The following is a 19,689-nucleotide window of genomic DNA, read 5'->3' as shown; positions in this document are numbered from 1 at the left end:
GCCGACACTGTCCGAAAGTAGACGGACTCCGCGGGGAATCGGCGGTGTCGCGGAGTCCGGGCTCTACACCGCTGATGCCGACACCGCGCGGGATCAGCCGCCGAACTCGTCGCGGTACGCGGCGGCGATGGCGCGAAGTTTGAGGCCCAGGTGCAACATGAGCCGATCGTCGCCGTTGTTGATGTTGCAGCCGGTGATCTGTTCGACGCGTTTGAGGCGTTGGTACAGCGTGGCGCGGTGGATGCGCAGGGAGTCCACGGTGCGCTGGATGTTGCCGCCGTGGTCGAAGAAATCGGTCAGGGTTTCGAGGAGGACGTGGTGGTTGTCCTCCTCCAGCGCCACCAGGGCAGGCACCGGGGACGTGGCGAGCAGGTCGTCCAGGGGCAGTTTGAGCAGCAGTTCGTACGGGCCCAACTCGCCCCAGCGGGCGAGTTCGCCGATGCTGGGCAGCAACAGCGCGGCGCGGGCGGCCAGCAACGCCTGCTGGTAGGAAGTGACCACGGCGTCGAGCTTGCCGACGGTGCCGCCCAGCCCGAAGAACAGGCGCGCGGTGTCGTCGGTGAGCCTGCGGAACCGGCTGGTGATCCGCTCGGCCACGCAATCCACCAGCGCTTTCGCCGGTGCCTGGCGCTGGATCAGCAAGATCCACGCACGCGACCGGTTGGCCACCATCAGGGCGACATCAGCGCTGACCGCGCGCACGCCGTCCTCGATCGCGGCCTCGAAGGCGACCTGCTGCGGGGCCGAGGTCGTCTGGGGGATCCGGCATTGCACGGCGAGCACGGTGAAACTCGTACAGTCGTCACCGAAAAGCTGCTCGGCGCGCAAGTCCTCGACTGCCTGCGTGCGCACGGCGACATCGGGGGAGACGAGTTCCCGCAGGATGCCTTCCTGCCGCGCCTTCGAGCGTTCGTGCAGGAGCAGTCGGCGGTAGAGCATGGTGCCGGCGGTGGCCGCCGCTTCGGTCGCGGCGGCCATCTCGCGGTCGGTGAATACGCCGTTCTTGTCGATCAGCCACAGATAGCCCAGCAGCATGCCGTTGCAGCGCACCGGAGTGCACAGCCGCGGCATCGCCCCTTCGATGTCCACGATGCCCGGCGTGCTCCAGCGGGCGATGCCCAGCGCGAAGATCCGGTCGGTGATGGCGGAGTCGACCCCGCGGTTGAGCACGGAGGTGACCCGGACCGCGTCCTCGTCGCCGAAGTGCCGGCTCGCCGCGAGCAGCCGGATCGACGGGTCGTCGATCGCGACCGAGCGCCGCAGCCGCTCGGCGAGTTCATCCACAATGGACTGGAGGTCGCCGTCCGACATGGAACCCCTTCCCTTTCGACCGCCGGCGGGGGCAGTCACCGACTGCCGTCCAAGGTAGACCGCGCGGCCCGGGAATGCCCAGACCGCGCGCTCACCCGACCGAGCGAACCCACCCCCGCACGCTGCGTGACCGGCGGCGGACGGTCAGCCCATCACCGTGCCGGAGCTGCCGGCGTTGCGCTCGCGCTTGCGGGAGAAACTGCCGAGGTCGACGGCCAGTCCGGTGTGCATGCCCTTGTACCGCACGGGTTCGCGGTCGTGGTCGGCGCCCGCGTACGTTACCCGGTCCTGGTCGCCGAAACCGGCAGCGTCGAGCCCGTCGAGCTCCTTGAGCAGACCGTCCAACACCTCCAGCCGTCGCTGGTCGGCGGCGCGGCTCGGATCGGGCACCTCCGCGTCGTGACCGGGAATGCCGAACATCGTTGCCCAGAAGGGGTCAGCTGCGCACTGCCGCCGGAAGTACTCGGAGGCGAGTTCGGCCAGTCTGTCAGTCGGTCGCTGGGTGGTCATGTCTTCCCGTGTCGTCGGTAGGTGGGTCTGGATGGTGTCGTACCGGCTTTGCCGGTGGATGGTCATGCGTTCATATCTTTCCACCGGCCCGGTCACGGGACTGCTGGTGCGGTGACCTCTGCACTCGGCGAGGTGGATGCTCGGCGCGCACTGCCCGGAACGAGGTGCACGATCACGAGGGGGAGCAGAATGACCGCGGCGGCCAGCAGGAAGCCGACCTGGAAACTCCGCTCAGTGGGAAGATGCGTAGTGGGATCGGCGCCCGCGGTGATGATCGCGGCGGAGATCTGGATACCGAGCGACAATCCGATCCCGCGCGCGACGCCGCTGATGGCGGTCGCGACGCCCGTGTCGGCCTGCTCGACCGAGTCGATCACCCCGGTGTACAGGGCGGTGGAAGCGGCGCCAGCACCGAGTCCGATCGTCAGCAGCAGGCTGAGCACGATGTGCCAGGGCGAGCTGTGCCAGATCGTCGCGATCAGAGGGCCCGATGCCGTCAGGATCAGCCCGCCTACGACGACCGCCCGAGAACCGATCCGGCGCACGAGCAGCCCGGTCACCGGACCGACCACGATCGCGACGACGACAGTGGGGAACAAGTACAGGCTGATGTCACTCGGTGACGCCCCGAAACCGTAGCCCGCCACCGCCGGCGGCATGGCCAGCAGTTGGGGGAACAGGAAGTACGGCACCGAATAGCCCGCTCCCAGCACACCCGCGACGACGCTGGAGCTCCAGACGCCCTGCCTGCGCAGCATACGGAGGTCCAGCATGGGGTTGGCGGCGCGGCGTTCGACCAGTACCCAGGCGGCACCGAACACGATGGTCAGGATCAGCAGGGCGAGGGTGTTGAAGGAGAGCCACCCGTTCTGCGGGATCCAGGACAGGTTGAGCATGAGGGTGGCCAGGGTCGCCGCCAGCAGGATGCCGCCCAGCCAGTCCAGGCGCGCGGCCTGCCTCGTGTGGACAGTGCGGTGGGGGAGCGCGAAGTGGGCGACGACACCCACGACCATCACGATCAGCGTGGGCAGCAGGAACATCCAGCGCCGGGACAGCGCGTCCGCGAGTGGCCCCGCGGTCAGGACGCCGACGCCGCCACCGACGGTGAAGAACCCGATGACCACGCCGACCGACACGGACATCCGTTCCGGGAACAACTCGCGCAGTACTACGAACGCGACCGGAAGGATGCCGGCCCCGAGCCCCTGCAGGAACTGGCCGAAGAGCATCGTCGGCAGCGATCCGGCGAACGCCGATACCGCGCCGCCGCCGACGACGCACCAGGTGAGCGCGAGCAGTGTCCGGCGTCCGCCGTGAGCATCTGCGAGCTTAGCGATGATCGGAATTGTGACGGAGGCGGTGAGCATCAGTGTGGTGGACAGCAGCCCGGCTTGCGCCGGGTTCAGGCCCAGCTCTCGCTGGATGAGGGGAAGCGCGGGCAGCGGCATGCTCTCCAAGGCACCGATCGCGATGGCGAGCGCTGCCAGGACGGCGATGGTGACAGGTGTGGATCCGGCGCGGGGAGCAGTCGGGTTGATGTCGGGCACGATGGTCTCCCGGAAGGGTCGGGCGAGTAAGGAAGTCCCCCTGTGCCGGTCGCGGTGCTGACCACGTCCGGCGACCTGCGCAAGTCCGTGACGATCGGTGACGTGTGCCGCTGCGAATGCGGATACCTGCGGCGTGTCTGAGCAGATGCCCCCGGGCCCGAGGATCGCCGTTTCGTTCATGAAGCCTCCAAGCGACGATCCACGAGGCTCAACTACAGGACTGAAGTTGCCGGTCAGCGAACCATAGACGGCATTTAGTAAATTGTAAATGCCACCTGCTGGTATGATTACGCTATGCGACGAGCCGAAGCCGTTCCGGATCGGCCGGAGGAGTTCATCGAGCAGTTCGCCGAACGGTTCGCGGGTCGGATGCCGAAGGCGGCCAGTCGCATGCTGGGGGCCTTGATGATCACCGACGAGCCGGATCTGTCCAGCAAGGAACTCATCGACGTGCTCGGCCTCAGCCCGGCGGCGGTGTCGAACTCCGGCAGGCTGCTGCTCCAGATGGGCTTGGTCGAGCGGACGGTCTCACCGGAGACCCGGCGAGACCACTATCGAATACGCGATGACCTCTGGATTCGCCTGTACAGCGAGGACATCGAGATCCTCAACGACATCCTGAACCTGCTCGACGCAACCCTCGACCGCGCGCAGGCATCCAACGGCAGGGCGATCACGAGAATCCGTGACATGCGCGACTTCTACTGGTTCATCAACCAGGAAATGCCAGAGCTGTTGGACCGCTACGAGAAGTGGCGAGCCGAACGGCGGCGGAAAGAAGGGTGAGCCGACGCAATCCGGCAGTCAGCCCGTCTGGTCCGTCAACGTCAAGAACCGTCAGCCGAGCTTCGCTGGCGCAGGTCTAGCGGATGCCCGTTTCCGGCCTCTTCTCAGCGTGCCAACCCCGCAGACTTCGCGTCCGCCGGGTTGCGCCACGACGACAACTGTCGAGCTCGTAGCTGTCTGATTTTGACAATTGTCGGGCGCGACGTTCAGTGACTTTGTGCAATGATTCCGGAACACGCCGAGCGCTGGTCGTCAACCGACGCCGGAGTTGCCCGAGCCTGGGGGAGCTCTTCGAGGTCCACGGCCGGCAGCGGGCCTTGTTCTTCTCGCGGTAACCGGCTTCGGCAGGTGCGTCGACCACACCACTCCCCTTCGTCCCGCTCCCACGAGCTGAGGAGTCGCCATGCCCACTGGACACGCCGCGTTCGACCTCGTCCGCGTCGACTTCGAGACCTTCGTGATGGGCGGGCGCTTTACGCCTGCGTGGTCACCCGACGGCAAGTCCCTCGCGTTTGTCGAGGGCCCCGCCGATGAGCGTGCCGGCTGGCTCGTCGACCTGGCGACCGGCGACAAGAAGCCCCTGTTCCCTGACGTTCCCGCCCTCCGCGCGGCGATCCTTGCCGCGACCGGGGAGACACCCCCAGGCCGCGGTCTGCCCTTCGCATACGTGGGTTTCGCCGGTCCGCGCCTGCTCGCCACGATGGTCGGTGCGTGTCAGCTGCTGGTCGACCTGGACAGCGGCGCGGTGACCAAGCAGCCAGGCGACAGTGTGGTGGACACGTACCTCGGCGTCTCGGAGACGTACCGTCGGACACCGCAGGAGTTCCTGCGCACGCAGCCGCTGGTCGACCCGGTCAAGGCACAGGAGCTGCTCTCGCCCGACGGCCGGCACTTCGTCTCGACCGTGGACGGCGACGTCCACGTCCGCTCCACCCAGGACGGCCGGACCGTGCCACTGACGACCGATGGCTCGCCCGAGCACGAGTACCGCTTCGACCTGGTCGACCCGATGGTCGCCGTGATCGGCATGGCGTTCCCGGTCTGCAACTTCTCGCCCGACGGCTCACGGCTGGTCGCCTACAAGGTCGAAAACCGTGGGGTGCACCAAGCACCGCAGGTGCACTTCCTCAAGCGTGAGGAGGAGCTCGTGTGGCGCGTCCACGGCCAAGCCGGCGGGACGCTGGAGCGCACAACGCTGCACGTCCTCGACCTCTACGGTCGCGCTCCGGTCGAGATCGACCTGGGCGACACCACCGACACCTACCCCGTGCCGGTCGCCTGGCTGCCGGACGGGTCGAGGCTGGTCGTGTTCGTCATGAGCCGCGACTGCCGGCGTGTCGAGGTCGTCCTCGCCGACGCCACGAAGGGTGCGGTCACCCCGGTGTTCTCCGAGCACGGTGACACGTTCGTACGCATCCACCACGACATCTACTTCGGGAAGAAGACCGGGCTGTTCCTGACCCCCTCGGGCGACGGGCTCGTGTGGCTGTCGCAGCGGTCCGGCTGGAAGCACCTCTACCTCTACGCGCTCGACGGCACGCTGGTCCGGCAGCTCACGGACGGGGAGTGGCCGGTCGACTACGTCCACCGCATCGCGGATGGCTACGTCTACTTCACCGCGCACCTCGACCAGGCCCGTCCGTACGACGTGCAGTTGGCGCGGGTACCGCTGGCCGGCGGGCCGGTGGAACGGCTGTCCGAGGGCGAGGGGGTGCACGGCGCGATGTTCTCGCCCTCCGGCGAGGTCCTCGTCGACACCTGGTCCACGCCGTCCGAGGCTCCGCGGTCGGTACTGCGCCGCGTCGACGGGAAGCTCTTGACAGGACTTTCGACGGTGGACACCTCGCGGCTTGCCTGGACGCCGTCCCAGCAGTTCACGGTCACGGCGGCGGACGGCCAGACCGAGCTGTGGGGCGTGATGTTCTTCCCGGCCGACTTCGACGAGAGCAAGAAGTACCCACTCGTCGAGTACGTGTACGGCGGTCCGCAGATCGCCGTCGCGCCGCACGAATTCTTTTCGTGGTACGCGAGGGATGCCCGGGCGCTCGCCCAGCTCGGGTACGTGACGTTCGTGCTCGACGGCCGTGGCACCCCGGGGCGGTCGAAGGCGTTCCACGACGTCGTCTTCCACGACTGGACCGCCGGGCTCGTCCCGGACCACGCAGCCGCCGTGGAGCAGCTCAAGGCGCGACGCGCGTTCCTGTCCGACGCCAAGGTCGGGGTCATCGGGCGCAGCTGGGGCGGCTACTCCGCGTTCCGGCTCGCGGCCGAGCGCCCGGACGTGTACACCGCCGCGGTATCCTCAGCGCCTGGGTTCGACCCGTACTCGTCGGTGCTGTACGAGTGCTACTTGGGCTTCCCACAGACCGAGCGATCGGCGTACGAGAAGGCGTCCTGCTACCCGCTGGCCGCGCGTATGGAGGCCGCCTTCCTGCTCGCGTGCGGGTCCTCGGACCACGCCACGTGGCCCGACGCGATGAAGATGAGCGAGGCCCTGATCCGCGCCGGGAGGCCGCACGAGTTCGTCGTGCTGCCCGAGCAGTACCACGCCTACGACACGGTCCATGATGGCTACTTCTGGCAGAAGGTCATCGGCTTCTTCACCACTCATCTTGGCGCCGGCCCCATGTGATGCGGCGAGCGGAACCACCAAAGACTTCGACGAAAAGGACGGTTGCCATGAATCTACAGGACATCTCGGCCAAGGAGCCCGCGCGATGACGACCGAGTCACCCCTCTTCATGTCCGCTGAGCACGTCGAGGCCATAAACGAGCGCCTGGCCGCGTCGCCCGCCGTCGCCGAGGCGACGGCCACCCTGTCGCGGTCCTACGACCTCGCCTATGAGCTGTCCGGCGGTCCCGACGGTGAGACGGTGCACTGGTCGGTGCACCTGGGACGCGACGGCGTGCGCTTCTCCCTTGAGGCACCCCCGTCCGCGGACCTGACGTTCGTGGGAGACCACATCCGGATGGTGCGGGCGTCGCGTGCCGCTCGTGCCGGCAAGGATCTCGATCCCGGTGTCGAGGTCATCGGCGACATGATCGTCTTCGAGCAGGTCGCGGGCGTCATGGCCGCCGCGCAGCGGGAGGCCACCGTGCCCGTGCGCTGGCCCGAGGGCAGCGAACCGGTGGACGAGTGATGAGCCGCGACGACATGGCCATGGTCGGGCTCGGTGGCAAGCGCACGCCGCCCATTCGGAAGAAGTCGAGACCCAGCGGCTGAACGAGCTGCTCGTGCCGATGCGCGACGGCGTCCGACTGGCGCTCGACGTCGTCGCTCCGGGCGATCTGGATCAGGCATGGGGTCATCCTGATCAGGACCTGCTACGACAAGGTCGCTTGGCTCGACGCACCGCGTCCTCTGATGTCGCGCTTGCTCGAGGCCGGCTACGCACCTCTACCGCTACGACAGCGCAGGCCGGCTGCTGGGCCAGCTGACCAGCGGCGAGTGGCCGGTGGTCGACGTGACCGCGATCGTCGGCGGCTTCGTCTACTTCACCGCGCACATCGACCAGAGCCGCCCCTACGACGTGCACCTGTGTCGCGTCCCGCTGACCGGTGGTCCGGTCGAGCAGCTCACCGACGGCGAAGGGGTGCACCACATGATGCTCTCGCCGTCCGGGGAGGTGTTCCTGGACACGGTGTCCACCCCGGCGCAGCCTCCCGTGACGTCGCTGCGTCGGATGGACGGCCAGCTGCTCGGTGAGGTCTGCCGGGGATGCCCGCAAGCTCACCGACCTGGGCTGGACACCACCCCAGGAGTTCAGCGTGCTGGCCGCCGACGGAGAGACGACGCTCTGGGGGACCATGTACTTCCCCGCCGGGTTCGACCCCGACGAGCGCTACCCCGTCGTGGAGTACACCTACGGCGGACCGCAGTGGGCGGTCTGCCCGCACGCCTTCAGCACGTGGTGGAGCACCGCCCCGACAGCACTGGCGCAGCTGGGCTACGTCACCGTGGTGCTCGACGCGCGGGGCACCCCCGAGCGGTCCAAGGCCTTCCACGACGTCGTCTACCGCAGCTGGGCCGGGCACCTCGCTGACGACCACGCGGAGGCCCTGAAGCAGCTCGCCGAGCGGCACAGCTTCATCGACCTCTCCCGCGGCGCCGGGGTCACCGGCCACTCCTGGGGTGGCTACACGACGTTCCGGCTGCTGGCCGACCGTCCTGACGTGTACTCCGCCGGGGTGGCGTTCGCCCCGGGTTCGACCCGTACGGGAGCGTGATCTACGAATGCTACCTGGGGCTGCCGCAGGACCACCCCGACGCCTACGAGGCCGCGCAGACGCTGACGCTGGCCGGTCAGCTGCAGGGTGAGCTGATGATCGCTACCGGCACGTCTGACCATGCGACCTGGGGCGACTCGGTGAAGATGTCCGAGGCGCTGATCCGCGCGGGCAAGGACCACGAGTTCGTGGTCCTCCCCGAGCAGTACCACGGCTTCGACTCGGTCCACGACCGCTACTTCTGGCGCAAGGCCGGCGGCTTCTTCGCCCGGCACCTGCGGCCATGAGGTCGCGCTGACCCCCGACACACTGGAACCACTTCGTGAGGCTGCTGCTTGAGCAGCAGCCTCACGCGCGACCACACGCCCAGCTAGCGACGACCCGCCGCGAACTGGCCGACCGCGATCGACATCAGGGAGAAGGCCGCCGAGATGGCCGGCGCCGGCTCCTGCGCGAAGCCCTCCGCCTGCTTGACCTCGACGACCTCCACCGAGAGGAAGAGCTCCCGGGCCTGCGCGCAGATCACGTCGTCACCGGTGACCATGCCCACCGGCACCCCGTGTGCCGCACAGATGATCGCGTTCCCCGAGGCCTCGCTCTGCTCGACCCCGTTGACGCGCACCGAGGTGAAGCCCGAGTACGTATGGGCGAGCACACCGTGGCAACCGGCAGGGGCGTGGTAGCCGACGAACAGCACGACATCGGTCTCCGCGTCGACGCCTTGCACCATGCACTGCGCGCGCGGCGTGCCGAAGGTGACCCGCGCCCGGGGGTCGAGCCGCGCGTGCAGCAGGTTGTCCATGTCAGAGCCCAAGCCCCGTCGCCGCGGCGACGAAGGCGAGCCAGTCGGAGTTCTTGCTCGACGCAGCATCCAGGCCGGTGACCGTGTGACCCTGGTCGCTGTAGACGCGGAGGAGGACAGGTGCGTCGCCCGTCTGCGCACGCTCGAGAAGGTCGACGAAGACGCGCGAGTGCCACACCGGGCAGCGAGGGTCGTTCGCACCCGCGGTGACCAGGACCGCGGGGTAGGCCGCCGGCTGAACGTTGTGGACCGGGCTGATGGCCCGCAGCCACTCGGCCTCGACCGGGACGCGCGGGTCGCCGTACTCGACGCGTCCGATCATGTAGGTCAGCGGGTCCCGCTCATACCCGATGAGGTCGAGGATCGGCACGTCGGCGACGACGGCCGCCCAGAGGTCGGGGCGCTGCGTGATGGCCGCACCGGCGAGCAGTCCACCGTTGCTCTCGCCCTTGACGGCAAGCTGCTGCGGGGTGGTCCGGCCGGTCTCGATGAGGTGCTCGGCGACGGCGTAGAGGTCGTCGAAGGTCTGCTGCTTGTGCTCCCGCGTACCCTGGCGCCACCACTCGGCGCCGAAGTCGCTGCCGCCCCGCAGGTGCGACAGGACGAACACCCCACCTGACTCGACCCACGCCGCGTGCTCCGCCACGAAGGAAGGGATGTACGCCAGGTTGAAGCCGCCGTAGCCGTAGATCAGCGTCGGCTGCGGCATCGACGTGTCGATGTCGGCGCGGTGGACGACGTGCGTGGGCAACGGGGTGTCGTCGCTGGAGACTGCCGTGATCGTCGTGACGACGAGCCCGTCCAGCTTGACGGCCGGCGGCGTGACGACCTCGAGCCGGCGCTCGCTGACGATGTAGCGGTAGACCGTCCACGACGTGTCGAACGAAGAGTAGATGAAGGAGATCTCGTCGTCGCCGCTCGCGAACATCGGGAGCGCGGGGTGCGAGGCACCGCCGGGAAGCGTGCTCACCGTGCCGTCGCCGGGAAGGTCGAGCTCCTCGACCACGGTGCCGTCGAGGTCGAGCAGCCGGACGCGACACGTCGCGTCGCGAAGGTAGCCGAGCACGATCTCGTCGCCGACGACGTCGACGTAACGCAGCACGTCCTCGGACTCGGCGACCAGCTCGACCCAGGTGGAGGGATCGGCGGCAGTGGCGACGGGGATACGCACGAGCCGTCCGCGAGGAGCGCCGTCGTCGACGAGCGCGATGAGGTCGTCGCCGTGGAACGCGCCGGTGAACCCACCCGGCAGGTCGCGGAGGAACGGCCTGAGATCGCCGTCCTGGACGATCCAGTCCAGGCGCTGCTCGGTGTTCCCCGTCATCAGGGCGACGTGCCGCCCGTCAGCCGAGACGACCGGACGTGCGCCAATGATGCCCTTGGGCGCTGGGATCGGGGCGCCCGGCGTCGTGCCCAGCACGTGCCGGTAGACGGGACACTCGGACACCCCGTCGATCACCTCGCGGGTGGTGCACAAGAAGCTGGACGAGTCCGCCAACCAGCCGAAGTTCGTGACGTTCCACGGCAGCTCATCGGACAGGGCCTCGCCGGTCCGCACGTCGATCAGGCGGAGCTCGTTGACCTCGGTGCCGGCCTCCATGAGGAGGTAGGCCAAGGTGCGGCCGTCCGGGGACGGGGAGATCCCCAACAGCGTCACGGGCCTGCCACGCTTCGCCGTCAGCTCGTTCGGGTCGACGAGCACGCGTGGCTCGCCCGCGGGCGCGTCCCGGACGACAGCCACCGGCTGCTCGGCATCCGGCTCGAGCACGGCCAGCTGGAACCACCGATCGCCGCGGCGCGTCACAGGCGCGACGCGGGTGTCCGTGAGGTTCCCGGCGATCCGCTGCTTGAGGCTCTCGCGGCCCGGCAGACCCGCGAGACGAGCCGCCGCCTTCTCGTCGCGATCGGCCTGCCACGCAAGGGATTCCGACGAGTCGATACTCAGGTCCATGGTCTCTTCTCTCATGACGTAGCCTTCACGGCGCTGACGTATGGCAGCAGGAGCAGCTCGACTCGTAGGCGATCGACGAGCCGGTCACGCCTGCGCCGGCGACGACGGGGTCCGCGGTCACGGTCACGGCCGCACTTCCTTCGCCCAGCGGTCGAGATGGCCCTCGATGACCGGGAACGGTAACGCCCCGGGGCCGAGCAGCTGCTCGTGGAACGCGCGCACGTCGAAGGTCGCGCCCAGCGTCTGCTCTGCCTTGGCGCGCAGGCGGTTCAGCTCGACGAAGCCCGCCCGGTAGGCCAGGGCCTGCGCCGGCAGATCGGTCCCGTAGCGCAGCACCTCGCTCGCTACCTGCGCGTCCGACTCGGTCGTGTTGGCCTTCATGTACGCGGCCGCCTTCTCACGGCTCCAGCCGTGCAGGTGCAGCCCGGTGTCGACGACGAGCCTCTGGGCCGTGAAGCGCTCGTGCACGAGCCGGCCGTAGCCGTCAAGCGGGTCGTCGTACAGGCCCATCTCCCAACCCAGACCGGCGGCGTACTCCGCCCAACCCTCGTTGAACGAGGTCAGCTCGCCACAGTACCGACGCAGGTCCGGCAGCTCCGCGTTCTCCGCCTGGCGCGCGATGTGGAAGTGGTGCCCGGGAGCGAGCTCATGGAAGATCAACGTCGCGTAGGTGAGCAGCGACTTGGTCTCCAGAGCGGAGCCGTTCCAGCGGTACCTGCCGACCGGCTGGGACATCGTCGGCGCCTCGTAGTAGCCGTAGGTCATGCCCACCTCGGACTCGGGCGCCAGCCGCTCGACGCCGTACGGCGCACGTGGCAGCACGCTGAACCAGCTGCTGAGCAGCGGCTCGAGCCGTGCCATGTGCTTGAGGAAGAGGGCCTCGACCTCCTCAGGAGCCGACGCGTGGACCCGAGGGTCGGTCGCCAGCTCGGCGTGGAACTCCTGCTCCGTGCCGGCGATCCCCATGTCGGCGCGGGCCATGGCCATCTTCTCCGTCAGCTCGGCGACCTGGTCGAGCCCGAGCTGGTGCAGCTCTTCCGGGGAGCGGTCGCTCGCGGTCTGCTCCCGCACGAGTGCCCGGTAGAACGCCTCACCACCATCGTACTGACCGAGACCGAGCTGCGTCGGCGCCGCCTGCTTGTACTCCTCGTCGAGCAGAGACAGAAGAGCGTCGTACGCCGGAAGGACCTCGGTCTCAACGAGCGCGGCCGCACGGTCCCTCACCTCACTCGGTGCGGACGCCGGCAACGCGGCTGCGGACGCGCCGCGCAACCGACGCAGCGACTCGCGCACACCCGGGAGGGCCGGAGCAGGTATGAGGATGCCGGCCTCACGCTGTCGCACGAGCCGTTCCCTGAGCTCGATGACCTGGTCCCGCTGGTCGGCGACGAGGGAGACGTACTTCGACGCGGGGCCGCTGAAGCCGGGGAAGACCGTCTGCAGTGCGAGGGCGATCCCGTAGCTCGAGTAGGGCGTCACCGTGAAGCCGAGGAGCGGCGAGCGGTCGCGCTCGACCCAGCCGACGAGGAGGTGCTCCAGGAACCCGGCCGTCAGCAGGTCGTCCTCGGAGAGAGGCTGGTTCGCGACGGTGCCGCGCAGGTCCGCCAGCACCGTCGCGGCGAATGCGGCATCCGCGCGTGAGGAGTCCTCGCCCTCGACACGCAGCCTCTCGACAGGAAGTCCCATCCGGGTGCGCATGTACCAGTCGATGTCGAGACGGTAGGCGAAGACGCGATCAGCGAGGAGTTGTATGGGCGACATTTAGGCATGTTAGAGCCGACATCTACCCGGCTGCCATCGACAGATGTCGAGCGCCCTGCTGCAGGCTTTCGACGCCTGTCGCGCGTCGCGTGCTGCACATCGGGCGACGGGGACACGCCCTCGAGTCCGCTCACCGCGCGGCCACGCCGTCCGCTTCGTCCGCCGGCCTGAGGCCCGCAGAGAACCGCGTGGCCAGTCGGCGATCAACGGCCCGACGTCCTCGAGCCTCGCGGCGCTGCCGAAGATGTAGAAGTCGGGTCGGTAGAGGATCGCCGTCACGCCGTGCTCGTCGAAGAAGTCCGCGTACGTTCGGTCCACGTCGATGGCCGAGTCCATGGTCACGACGTGCGCCTTCAGCCGGGCGAGACGTCGATGTCGCCCCCCTCAAGGGCGGGCGGTAGCACTCCTCGCACGAGGAGCACCCAACCTGCGCCGATCACGTCGTCGAATCGGCCGGTCCGCCCGTCCACCCGCCCCTGCGGTGAGAGATGGCCGGCGAGCGCGTCGCCGCCCGTTCGGAGAAGCCCTCCCTCCCGTAGAGACCGGGCCACCGCTCGATAACGGCCACGCTGCGGCCGCGCTGTCCCAGCAGCGCCGCCATGCTCTGCCCGACCGGCCCGTAGCCGATCACGACGACGTCGAAGACCTCATCGTCCCGAGTCGCATTCTGTAGATTCGGCATGTTCCACCGAGTTGTCGATGTGCGCTCGCGGACGCCGTCAGGGAAACCGCCGCAACGGGTCCCGGCCGTCCCACCCCTGCGCGGCCTCGCGGAAGACGCCCAGCATCCTCCGGCTCCGCTCGCTCTCGCTGACGATCTCGACGGTGCCGAGCAGCGGGTGGACGAAGTACGAGATGCTCATCGCGGCGTTCTCCGCGGTCAGGATCCGGCGCGCACCGGAGCGGATCAGCTGCTCGCACGCTCCGGGGAAGTCCTCGGTGGAAAAGCCGAGGTGGCTCACCTGGTGACCCGTGAGGGCCCGCTCGAGCTCGGTCGGCGCGAGCGCGCGGTTCACGGAAAGCTCGATCAGGGTCTCTCCCGCATAGCCGAACGCGATCGAATGGTCCCACTGCGCCTCCACGTCGCCGTCGCCCGCCTCGATGCGGTCCCAGCGCGTGTCCGGCAGCTGGAAGAACGGGCCGGCGCCCACGGCTGCGGCGACCTCCGTCGCGGCGTCGGCGAGGTCCCCGACGTTGATCGAGATGTGATGAAGGCTGAGTCCTGGCATGCCGTCGCTCTCCGAGGTCAGTGGTCGATCTGGTTGAAGTCGATCGGCCCCCAGCTGTTGATGGCGGCGAGGTCGGCCTCCCAGGTCTTCGGGTACTGCGGGAAGTCCGTGTGCCACGGCCTGGGCTCGAAGTAGCCGTTGGCCTCATCGGTCATGGTGTCGAGCTGCGTGAAAAGCTCGATGTTGTTGCCGTCGGGATCCCGGTGGTAGGTGAAGATGTTGTGCCCGGGGCCGTGTCTGCCCGGCCCCCACTCGATGCGCGTCTTCACCGTGGCGAGGTGGTCGAGCATGGTCTGGAGATGGTTGAGGTCGCGCATCTCGTAGGCGATGTGATGCATCCCCTGGTACTTGCGCGAGGCCATGAAGTTGGCCGCGTGATGGTCGGCGTTGCAGCGCATGAACACGAAGAAGTCGGCGACGGTGTCCGACCACCGGAAGCCCAGCAGATCCTGGTAGAACGACTGGAGCGGTGCGAGCTCGGGCGTGTACGCGGCGACGTGCCCGAGCTTGGTCGGCCGAAGCGGCGTGTAGCCCTCCACACCGCTGGACGACTGCCCGTCGTACAGGTGAATGGGCGTGCCTGTCAGGGGCTCCTGGACGATCAGCACGTCGGGTGTCGACGGCGCGATATCGCTGCGGCGTTCGACCTCGTAGCCCTGCGCCTTGATCCGGCGAGCGGCGTCGTCGAGGTCTTCGCGCACCTGGAGGCCGACGAAGCTCCGCGCCTGCTTGTCGTGCGCCCGCTCGATGACCACGCAGTGGTGATCGAACGTGGTGGTGAGATACGCCGAGGTCGTATCGCGCTCGACGACGACGAAGTCGAGGGTCTTCGTGTAGTAGTCGACGAGACGATCGACGTCCGGGGTCTTGAACCCCACGTAGCCCAGCTTGCTGGCGTTGACCGCCGGCTGGATCCGTTCTGACATTGCCGGTCCTCTTCCGTGAGGGGATTTCAGGTGTCGAGCAGGTCGGGAACGAAGATGTCCTCAGGGGTGAGCCGGCGCTTTGAGAGCCCCTGCTCGAAGGTGTAGCGCAGGAACGTGTCGACGGCCACGCGGTTCGCCTCGACGCCGTACGCCCAGTGGTCGCTCGCGAGCAGCGTCCGATTCCGCTCGTAGAGCGGGCTGGACCAGGGCACGAGGCTCTCGATGTGCTGTTCCATGCGGCCGTGCTCTAGCCGGCCCACCGCGATGTCCCGCGAGGTGCTGAAGCCGTCGTAGACGGCGCGAGGCAACTCGGGATGCTGGGCAAGATACTCCCGGCGCACCACGATCGTGTGCATGATCGGATAGATGCCGGTGCGCCGGTAGTAGTCGCGCTCGACCAGCTCGTAGTCCGGGAAGAGCGGAGCGATCTTCGTGGATCCCTGCAGGACCTCCTGGGGTACCAGCGCGGAGATGAGCGCGTCGATCTCCCCTGCTTCCAGCATCGAGCCGAGCGTCCGTCCTTCGGGCGCGAGTTGGACGTCGACGTCGGACGGATGTAGGAACGGGATGAAGTCGAACGGCTTCATCGGCCGGTTGGTGCCGCCGACGACCCACCGGGCCTGGTCGGGCGTAAACCCGTAGTCGTCCGAGAGGATGCCCTTCGGCCAGATGCCGGCGTCGTGCCCGTAGGTCGCGAACTCGCCGATGGTCTTGCCGACGAGGTCCCTCGGGCTCGTGATGCCGCTGTCGGTGTTGACCCAGATCGCCGAATGCCGGAAGTGGCGGTTGGGGAAGATCGGGAGCGCGATGAAGGGCGACTCCTCGAGATCAAGGGTGCGCAGGTAGAACGTCAAGCCGAGCTCGGCCACGTCGTACGCCTGATCCCTGACCATGCGCTCGAAGATCTCCGAGACGATGCCTGCACTCTCGAAGGTCGCGTCGAAGCCGTCGATCTTGACCGTCCCGTCGAAGAGTGAACGGGCGTGGTCGTAGTCCCAGACCCCGACCTTCAATTGACTGGTCATGCTGCGAGTCTCCTCACTCTTTCTGGTCGATACGCGACCCGTCGTCGGATCTCACCGGCGGATGCCTGTGCGGAGCCGATCGTCTCGAGGGACCGACCAGGTAGCTCCGGCCGAGCATGCCGCTCGGGGTGACGTAGACGTTCTCCCGCACACGGCCGGCGGGGGACCGCCGCAGGTGGGCGATCCCGTCCAGCGCTTCCACGCGCTCAAGGTAGAAGAGCACGACGTCACCCCAGTGGCCGACGATCACCTGTGGTTCGGGGGACCGATCGAAGACGCCGCCGAACCCTTCTGGACGGCGCCGCGCCGGGCTTCTTCTGGTGACAGTTCGCTGAGGTACGTCGACTAGGACGACGAACGCCCGACGAGGGGGTTGACGAGCGATCCGATGCCCGGGATGGTGCTGGTCAGCGTCTGTCCCGGAGCGAGGTACCGCGGAGGTGTCGATCCGATCCCTACGCCCGACGGCGTTCCGGTGAACAGGATGTCGCCCGGGAAGAGCGTGACCACGGCCGACAGCCTCGAGATCAGCTCGGGGACCGAGAAGATGAGGTCTGCCGTCGTGCCGTCCTGGAGCACCTCCACCTTCCCGTCCGTCTCGAGGGTCGACGTGAGCGGAATCGCATCGCGATCTTCGAACTCATCGGGGGTGACGACGAACGGTCCGATGGGAGCGAACCCCGGGAACGACTTGCCCAGGCTGAACTGCGGCGCGGGACCACGGCGCTGCACCACGCGCTCGCTGAGGTCCTGCCCAACGGTGAGGCCGGCCACATGGTCCCAGGCATCCTCGACGGCGACGTGGTGCGCGGGCGCGCCGATCACCGCGACGAGCTCGATCTCCCAGTCGACCGTGCCGGTCGGAAGCTCCACCGTCGATCGCGGACCGGTGATGCTGCTCGGGAACTTCGTGAAGACCACGGGGTCCTCGGGCAGGTCGAAGTTGCTCTCCTTGGCGTGCTCGCGATAGTTCAGCCCGATGGCGAACACCTGTCGGGGGCGCGGCACCGGCGCGCCGAGCTCCGACTCGTCGAATGGGACGCCGTCCTCGCCGATCTCGCCTGCCCATTCCACGAACGACGCCCACCGGTCGTAGACCGCCTGCGGGTCCGAGGAGTACAGCCCCTCGCTCGCGGTCTCGACGTCGATGGCGCGATCGCCGGAGACGACGACGAGTCTGCCGTTCAGATTTCCGATCTTCATCATTGTTCCTTCACGCGGTCGGTGAATCGGTTGTCGCGACGTCGGTGAGCCAGTCGGCGACCGCGCCGCGCGCATCGTCGGGAGAGGGCGAGGGGGAGGTGCTCACCCAGTGAACGTAGCCGTCCGGCCGGACGAGCAGCGCGGTGACTCCCGCCAGCCGGGGCACGACGCCGCTGATCGCGCCGGTCGCGACGAGCAGATCCCGGTTCGCGAGCTCCGCGAACCGCCCGTTGCCCGTGAGGTCGATGAGCGCGAACCGCCCATCCCGCAGCAGCGTCGCGATCCGCTCGAGGCCGCGCTCGCTCTGCAGCGTCGCCTCCGGAACGGGTCGCCCGAGCAGAGGGTGCTCGCCCCTCGCCGTGGTGTAGCTCTGACGCAGTCCGTTGAGCTGCAGGCCGATCTCGCGGCTGACCGCGGGGAGCGGCAGCAGGTCGCGGCTGAACAGCCGTCGGAAGGCGATCCCCTCCGGCGTGAAGTCGAACTGCACGGCGCACTGCGCGCGGACGCTCTCCAGCAGGTCCTCGACGACCGGGCGCCGCTCGGCTTCGTAGCTGTCGAGAATCCGCGGGTCCGCACGGCCGGTGACGACGCGAGCGAGCTTCCACGCGAGGTTGAACGCATCCTGGATGCAGAAGTTCATCCCTACACCGGACGCCGGATAGTGGATGCGGACGCTCTCGCCCACCAGGAACACCCGGTCGGCGCGGAAGCTCGTCGCCAGCCGCATCGCGTCGGTGTAGCGGGAACCCCACACGAGCTCGTCGAACTCGATGTCCATCTCGAAGATGTCCCGCACGCACCGCTTCACCTCGTCCGCGGTGACCGGCTCAGACTTGTCGGCGTGGCGCCGCTCGGCGTGGACCAGGTTGAAGCGGGTCACTTCGCCGCCCTCGGCGAAGGGGAACGACGCCGCCCATCCGTGCTCGTTGTCGGTCATCGCCCGTCCCGCCGGCCAGTGCATGTTCACCGGCACATCGGCGATGATGCCGGTGAAGGTGCCGTCGTGGCCCACGAAGTCGATGCCGCTCAAGCTCCGGACGGCGCTCCTGCCGCCGTCCGCGCCCACCACGTACCGCGCGGTGTAGCGCTCCTCCACCCCGCTCGGCGTCCGCGCGCCCACCGTCACCTGATCGGCGTCCTGGTCGAGCGAGACGACGGTGCGGCCGCGCAGGATCGGCACGTCGAGCGCCTCGACGACCTCGTGCAGCAGCTCCTCGGTGACGTTCTGCGGGATGGTCAGGCGATAGCCGAACGCCGAGCCCAGGTTCGACCACTGGATGGGCTGCATGCCCGCCCAGATGTGGAACGGGATGAGGGGGTTCTGCCGGATCTCGCGCGCCCGGTCGATGAAGCTCTGCGCATGGCCTCGGTAGTCCATGAGTTCCAGCACCCTCGGAAGCACGGTGCCGGCGCGCGATTGGACGCCCTCCTCACGGCGCTCGAGCACGAGCACCTTGCTCCCCGCGAGCGCCAGCTCGGCCGCCACCGTCAGCCCTGACGGCCCGGCTCCCACGACGATGACATCGGCATCCACGGTCACAGTCGCACTCCTTTCAATCGAGTTGAGCGAGACGTCGCCTTGCCCACGAACCACGCGACCCGGTCGAGGCAGTCGTCGCCGCCGTACCGTTCGTCCTCGTGATTCGCCTCGGGGATGAGCACGACTTCGCACGCGACGCCCGCATCGGCGGCCCGCGAGGCAAAGTGCAGGGCGTGCCCGTGATGGACGACCGCATCGGCCTCGCCGTGCAGCAGCAGCATCGGGGGCGCTCCCGGCGAGATCCTGGCCGCCGGGCTGAGCTCCTTGAGGAGCCGCTCGTCGAGCTGGGCGGCCTCGACGCCCGCGAGCAGAGCGAGCCGGCCCCGCAGGTCCAGATGGGCCAATCGGGCGGGGGGCCGCATGACGCGGATGTCGGCGGGCACCTCGAGGTCGCCGCTCGGCTTGAACGCGTCGCCGAGCGCGGTCAGGTCGTACCGCCCGAAGAGCCCGACGAAGCCCGCGAACCGGGTGTGCGAGGTGAGCAGGGCGAGCGCCGCGAGATGCGCACCGGCCGACGCACCCATGAGGACGATCTGCGAGGGGTCGTCGACGACGCCCGTGTCGATCAGCCAGGCCGCCGCGCTCTCGATGTCGGCGCGCTGGGCCGGGAACGGCGCGTCGCCCGCGAGCCGATAGTCGATCGAGGCCACCGTGACGCCTCGCTGGGCGAGACCGCGGGGCCGCTGGTCGTAGTCGGAACGGCTTCCCATCACCCACGCACCCCCGTGCAGCAGGATCACCGCCGCGCGCGATCCCTCCGCCCGGTAGAGGTCGAGTAAGAGTCGACCCGACTCCGTGATGGCGTACTCATGCGTGGTCGCGATCACGCTCGTGTCGGGCATCCGTGCTCCATCGTCGTTCATCATGCTGT

At 68.4% G+C, this 19,689-nt stretch carries 19 protein-coding genes and 1 pseudogene; 6 read left to right on the top strand and 14 right to left on the bottom strand.

All coding sequences use genetic code 11. The features are described from left to right. Nucleotides 1-93 precede the first annotated feature (93 nt). The 3 genes from AB0H21_RS14410 to AB0H21_RS14400 all read right to left on the bottom strand — a co-directional run bounded on the left by AB0H21_RS14410 (nt 94) and on the right by AB0H21_RS14400 (nt 3,368). Nucleotides 94-1,311 carry a helix-turn-helix domain-containing protein gene (locus AB0H21_RS14410; protein ID WP_358516227.1) on the bottom strand — a complete coding sequence of 406 codons (1,218 nt, stop codon included), beginning with the start codon at nt 1,309-1,311 and terminating at the stop codon, nt 94-96. Nucleotides 1,312-1,455: 144 nt separating this feature from the next. After that, complete coding sequence (locus tag AB0H21_RS14405) at nt 1,456-1,887, bottom strand: hypothetical protein (protein WP_358516224.1); 432 nt, start codon at nt 1,885-1,887, stop codon at nt 1,456-1,458. 26 nt (nt 1,888-1,913) lie between these two features. After that, nucleotides 1,914-3,368: an MFS transporter gene (locus AB0H21_RS14400; RefSeq protein ID WP_358516221.1), complete on the bottom strand. Its 1,455-nt coding sequence runs from the start codon at nt 3,366-3,368 to the stop codon at nt 1,914-1,916. A gap of 294 nt (nt 3,369-3,662) precedes the next feature. Between AB0H21_RS14400 and AB0H21_RS14395 the strand changes: the two genes are divergently transcribed. The 6 genes and pseudogenes from AB0H21_RS14395 (at nt 3,663) to AB0H21_RS14370 (ending at nt 8,668) form a co-directional block, all read left to right on the top strand. Next, complete coding sequence (locus AB0H21_RS14395) at nt 3,663-4,154, top strand: helix-turn-helix domain-containing protein (protein ID WP_358516218.1); 492 nt, start codon at nt 3,663-3,665, stop codon at nt 4,152-4,154. 403 nt (nt 4,155-4,557) lie between these two features. Beyond that, entirely contained in the window at nt 4,558-6,786 is a 2,229-nt protein-coding gene (locus AB0H21_RS14390) for a DPP IV N-terminal domain-containing protein (protein WP_358516215.1), read from the top strand. Nucleotides 6,787-6,871: 85 nt separating this feature from the next. Beyond that, nucleotides 6,872-7,294, top strand: coding sequence for a hypothetical protein (locus AB0H21_RS14385; protein WP_358516212.1), 423 nt, complete (start codon nt 6,872-6,874; stop codon nt 7,292-7,294). A 261-nt stretch (nt 7,295-7,555) separates the two neighbouring features. Continuing rightward, nucleotides 7,556-7,807, top strand: a pseudogene (locus AB0H21_RS14380) (DPP IV N-terminal domain-containing protein); the annotation flags it as partial. A gap of 49 nt (nt 7,808-7,856) precedes the next feature. Next, nucleotides 7,857-8,381, top strand: coding sequence for a prolyl oligopeptidase family serine peptidase (locus AB0H21_RS14375; RefSeq protein ID WP_358516209.1), 525 nt, complete (start codon nt 7,857-7,859; stop codon nt 8,379-8,381). Further along, entirely contained in the window at nt 8,378-8,668 is a 291-nt protein-coding gene (locus tag AB0H21_RS14370; RefSeq protein ID WP_358516206.1) for a prolyl oligopeptidase family serine peptidase, read from the top strand. The genes AB0H21_RS14375 and AB0H21_RS14370 overlap by 4 nt, the downstream gene beginning before the upstream one ends. Nucleotides 8,669-8,751: 83 nt before the next feature. Here the strand turns inward: AB0H21_RS14370 and AB0H21_RS14365 are convergent, their stop codons facing one another. The 11 genes from AB0H21_RS14365 to AB0H21_RS14315 form a co-directional block, all read right to left on the bottom strand. Then, nucleotides 8,752-9,183, bottom strand: coding sequence for a M55 family metallopeptidase (locus AB0H21_RS14365; RefSeq protein WP_358516203.1), 432 nt, complete (start codon nt 9,181-9,183; stop codon nt 8,752-8,754). 1 nt (nt 9,184) lies between these two features. Then, nucleotides 9,185-11,134 carry a prolyl oligopeptidase family serine peptidase gene (locus AB0H21_RS14360; RefSeq protein ID WP_358516200.1) on the bottom strand — a complete coding sequence of 650 codons (1,950 nt, stop codon included), beginning with the start codon at nt 11,132-11,134 and terminating at the stop codon, nt 9,185-9,187. A gap of 123 nt (nt 11,135-11,257) precedes the next feature. Beyond that, nucleotides 11,258-12,895: a DUF885 domain-containing protein gene (locus tag AB0H21_RS14355; protein WP_358516197.1), complete on the bottom strand. Its 1,638-nt coding sequence runs from the start codon at nt 12,893-12,895 to the stop codon at nt 11,258-11,260. A gap of 436 nt (nt 12,896-13,331) precedes the next feature. Beyond that, a complete protein-coding gene (locus AB0H21_RS14350) occupies nt 13,332-13,577 on the bottom strand; it encodes an FAD-dependent monooxygenase (protein ID WP_358516194.1) in 246 nt (81 codons plus the stop codon). Nucleotides 13,578-13,614: 37 nt separating this feature from the next. Continuing rightward, the gene (locus AB0H21_RS14345; RefSeq protein ID WP_358516191.1) at nt 13,615-14,124 is read right to left on the bottom strand and encodes a VOC family protein; all 510 of its coding nucleotides are present in this window, start codon (nt 14,122-14,124) and stop codon (nt 13,615-13,617) included. Nucleotides 14,125-14,141: 17 nt separating this feature from the next. After that, a complete protein-coding gene (locus AB0H21_RS14340) occupies nt 14,142-15,050 on the bottom strand; it encodes a VOC family protein (protein ID WP_358516188.1) in 909 nt (302 codons plus the stop codon). 26 nt (nt 15,051-15,076) lie between these two features. Next, nucleotides 15,077-16,075, bottom strand: a complete 999-nt coding sequence (locus AB0H21_RS14335) for a hypothetical protein (RefSeq protein ID WP_358516185.1) — start codon at nt 16,073-16,075, stop codon at nt 15,077-15,079. Nucleotides 16,076-16,088: 13 nt separating this feature from the next. Then, entirely contained in the window at nt 16,089-16,325 is a 237-nt protein-coding gene (locus AB0H21_RS14330) for a hypothetical protein (RefSeq protein WP_358516182.1), read from the bottom strand. A gap of 95 nt (nt 16,326-16,420) precedes the next feature. Beyond that, the gene (locus tag AB0H21_RS14325) at nt 16,421-17,278 is read right to left on the bottom strand and encodes a fumarylacetoacetate hydrolase family protein (protein WP_358516179.1); all 858 of its coding nucleotides are present in this window, start codon (nt 17,276-17,278) and stop codon (nt 16,421-16,423) included. A 10-nt stretch (nt 17,279-17,288) separates the two neighbouring features. Continuing rightward, entirely contained in the window at nt 17,289-18,818 is a 1,530-nt protein-coding gene (locus AB0H21_RS14320; RefSeq protein WP_358516176.1) for an FAD-dependent oxidoreductase, read from the bottom strand. Further along, the gene (locus AB0H21_RS14315) at nt 18,815-19,660 is read right to left on the bottom strand and encodes an alpha/beta hydrolase (RefSeq protein ID WP_358516173.1); all 846 of its coding nucleotides are present in this window, start codon (nt 19,658-19,660) and stop codon (nt 18,815-18,817) included. The genes AB0H21_RS14320 and AB0H21_RS14315 overlap by 4 nt, the downstream gene beginning before the upstream one ends. Between the last annotated feature and the right edge of the window lie 29 nt (nt 19,661-19,689).

Origin of the sequence: Sphaerisporangium sp. NPDC051011 (genome assembly GCF_040653595.1) — a bacterium.
Taxonomy (GTDB): domain Bacteria; phylum Actinomycetota; class Actinomycetes; order Streptosporangiales; family Streptosporangiaceae; genus Sphaerisporangium.
Note: the sequence above shows the minus strand (reverse complement) of the source record. Positions and strands in the feature narration are given on the sequence as shown.

What these genes read in the sequence shown, in the direction of transcription:
- AB0H21_RS14410 (WP_358516227.1), bottom strand. Translation starts at nt 1,311, where the DNA reads ATGTCGGACGGCGACCTCCAGTCCATTGTGGATGAACTCGCCGAGCGG.
- AB0H21_RS14405 (WP_358516224.1), bottom strand. Translation starts at nt 1,887, where the DNA reads ATGACCATCCACCGGCAAAGCCGGTACGACACCATCCAGACCCACCTA.
- AB0H21_RS14395 (WP_358516218.1), top strand. Translation starts at nt 3,663, where the DNA reads ATGCGACGAGCCGAAGCCGTTCCGGATCGGCCGGAGGAGTTCATCGAG.
- AB0H21_RS14390 (WP_358516215.1), top strand. Translation starts at nt 4,558, where the DNA reads ATGCCCACTGGACACGCCGCGTTCGACCTCGTCCGCGTCGACTTCGAG.
- AB0H21_RS14385 (WP_358516212.1), top strand. Translation starts at nt 6,872, where the DNA reads ATGACGACCGAGTCACCCCTCTTCATGTCCGCTGAGCACGTCGAGGCC.
- AB0H21_RS14365 (WP_358516203.1), bottom strand. Translation starts at nt 9,183, where the DNA reads ATGGACAACCTGCTGCACGCGCGGCTCGACCCCCGGGCGCGGGTCACC.
- AB0H21_RS14360 (WP_358516200.1), bottom strand. Translation starts at nt 11,134, where the DNA reads ATGGACCTGAGTATCGACTCGTCGGAATCCCTTGCGTGGCAGGCCGAT.
- AB0H21_RS14355 (WP_358516197.1), bottom strand. Translation starts at nt 12,895, where the DNA reads ATGTCGCCCATACAACTCCTCGCTGATCGCGTCTTCGCCTACCGTCTC.
- AB0H21_RS14350 (WP_358516194.1), bottom strand. Translation starts at nt 13,577, where the DNA reads ATGCCGAATCTACAGAATGCGACTCGGGACGATGAGGTCTTCGACGTC.
- AB0H21_RS14345 (WP_358516191.1), bottom strand. Translation starts at nt 14,124, where the DNA reads ATGCCAGGACTCAGCCTTCATCACATCTCGATCAACGTCGGGGACCTC.
- AB0H21_RS14340 (WP_358516188.1), bottom strand. Translation starts at nt 15,050, where the DNA reads ATGTCAGAACGGATCCAGCCGGCGGTCAACGCCAGCAAGCTGGGCTAC.
- AB0H21_RS14335 (WP_358516185.1), bottom strand. Translation starts at nt 16,075, where the DNA reads ATGACCAGTCAATTGAAGGTCGGGGTCTGGGACTACGACCACGCCCGT.
- AB0H21_RS14325 (WP_358516179.1), bottom strand. Translation starts at nt 17,278, where the DNA reads ATGAAGATCGGAAATCTGAACGGCAGACTCGTCGTCGTCTCCGGCGAT.
- AB0H21_RS14315 (WP_358516173.1), bottom strand. Translation starts at nt 19,660, where the DNA reads ATGCCCGACACGAGCGTGATCGCGACCACGCATGAGTACGCCATCACG.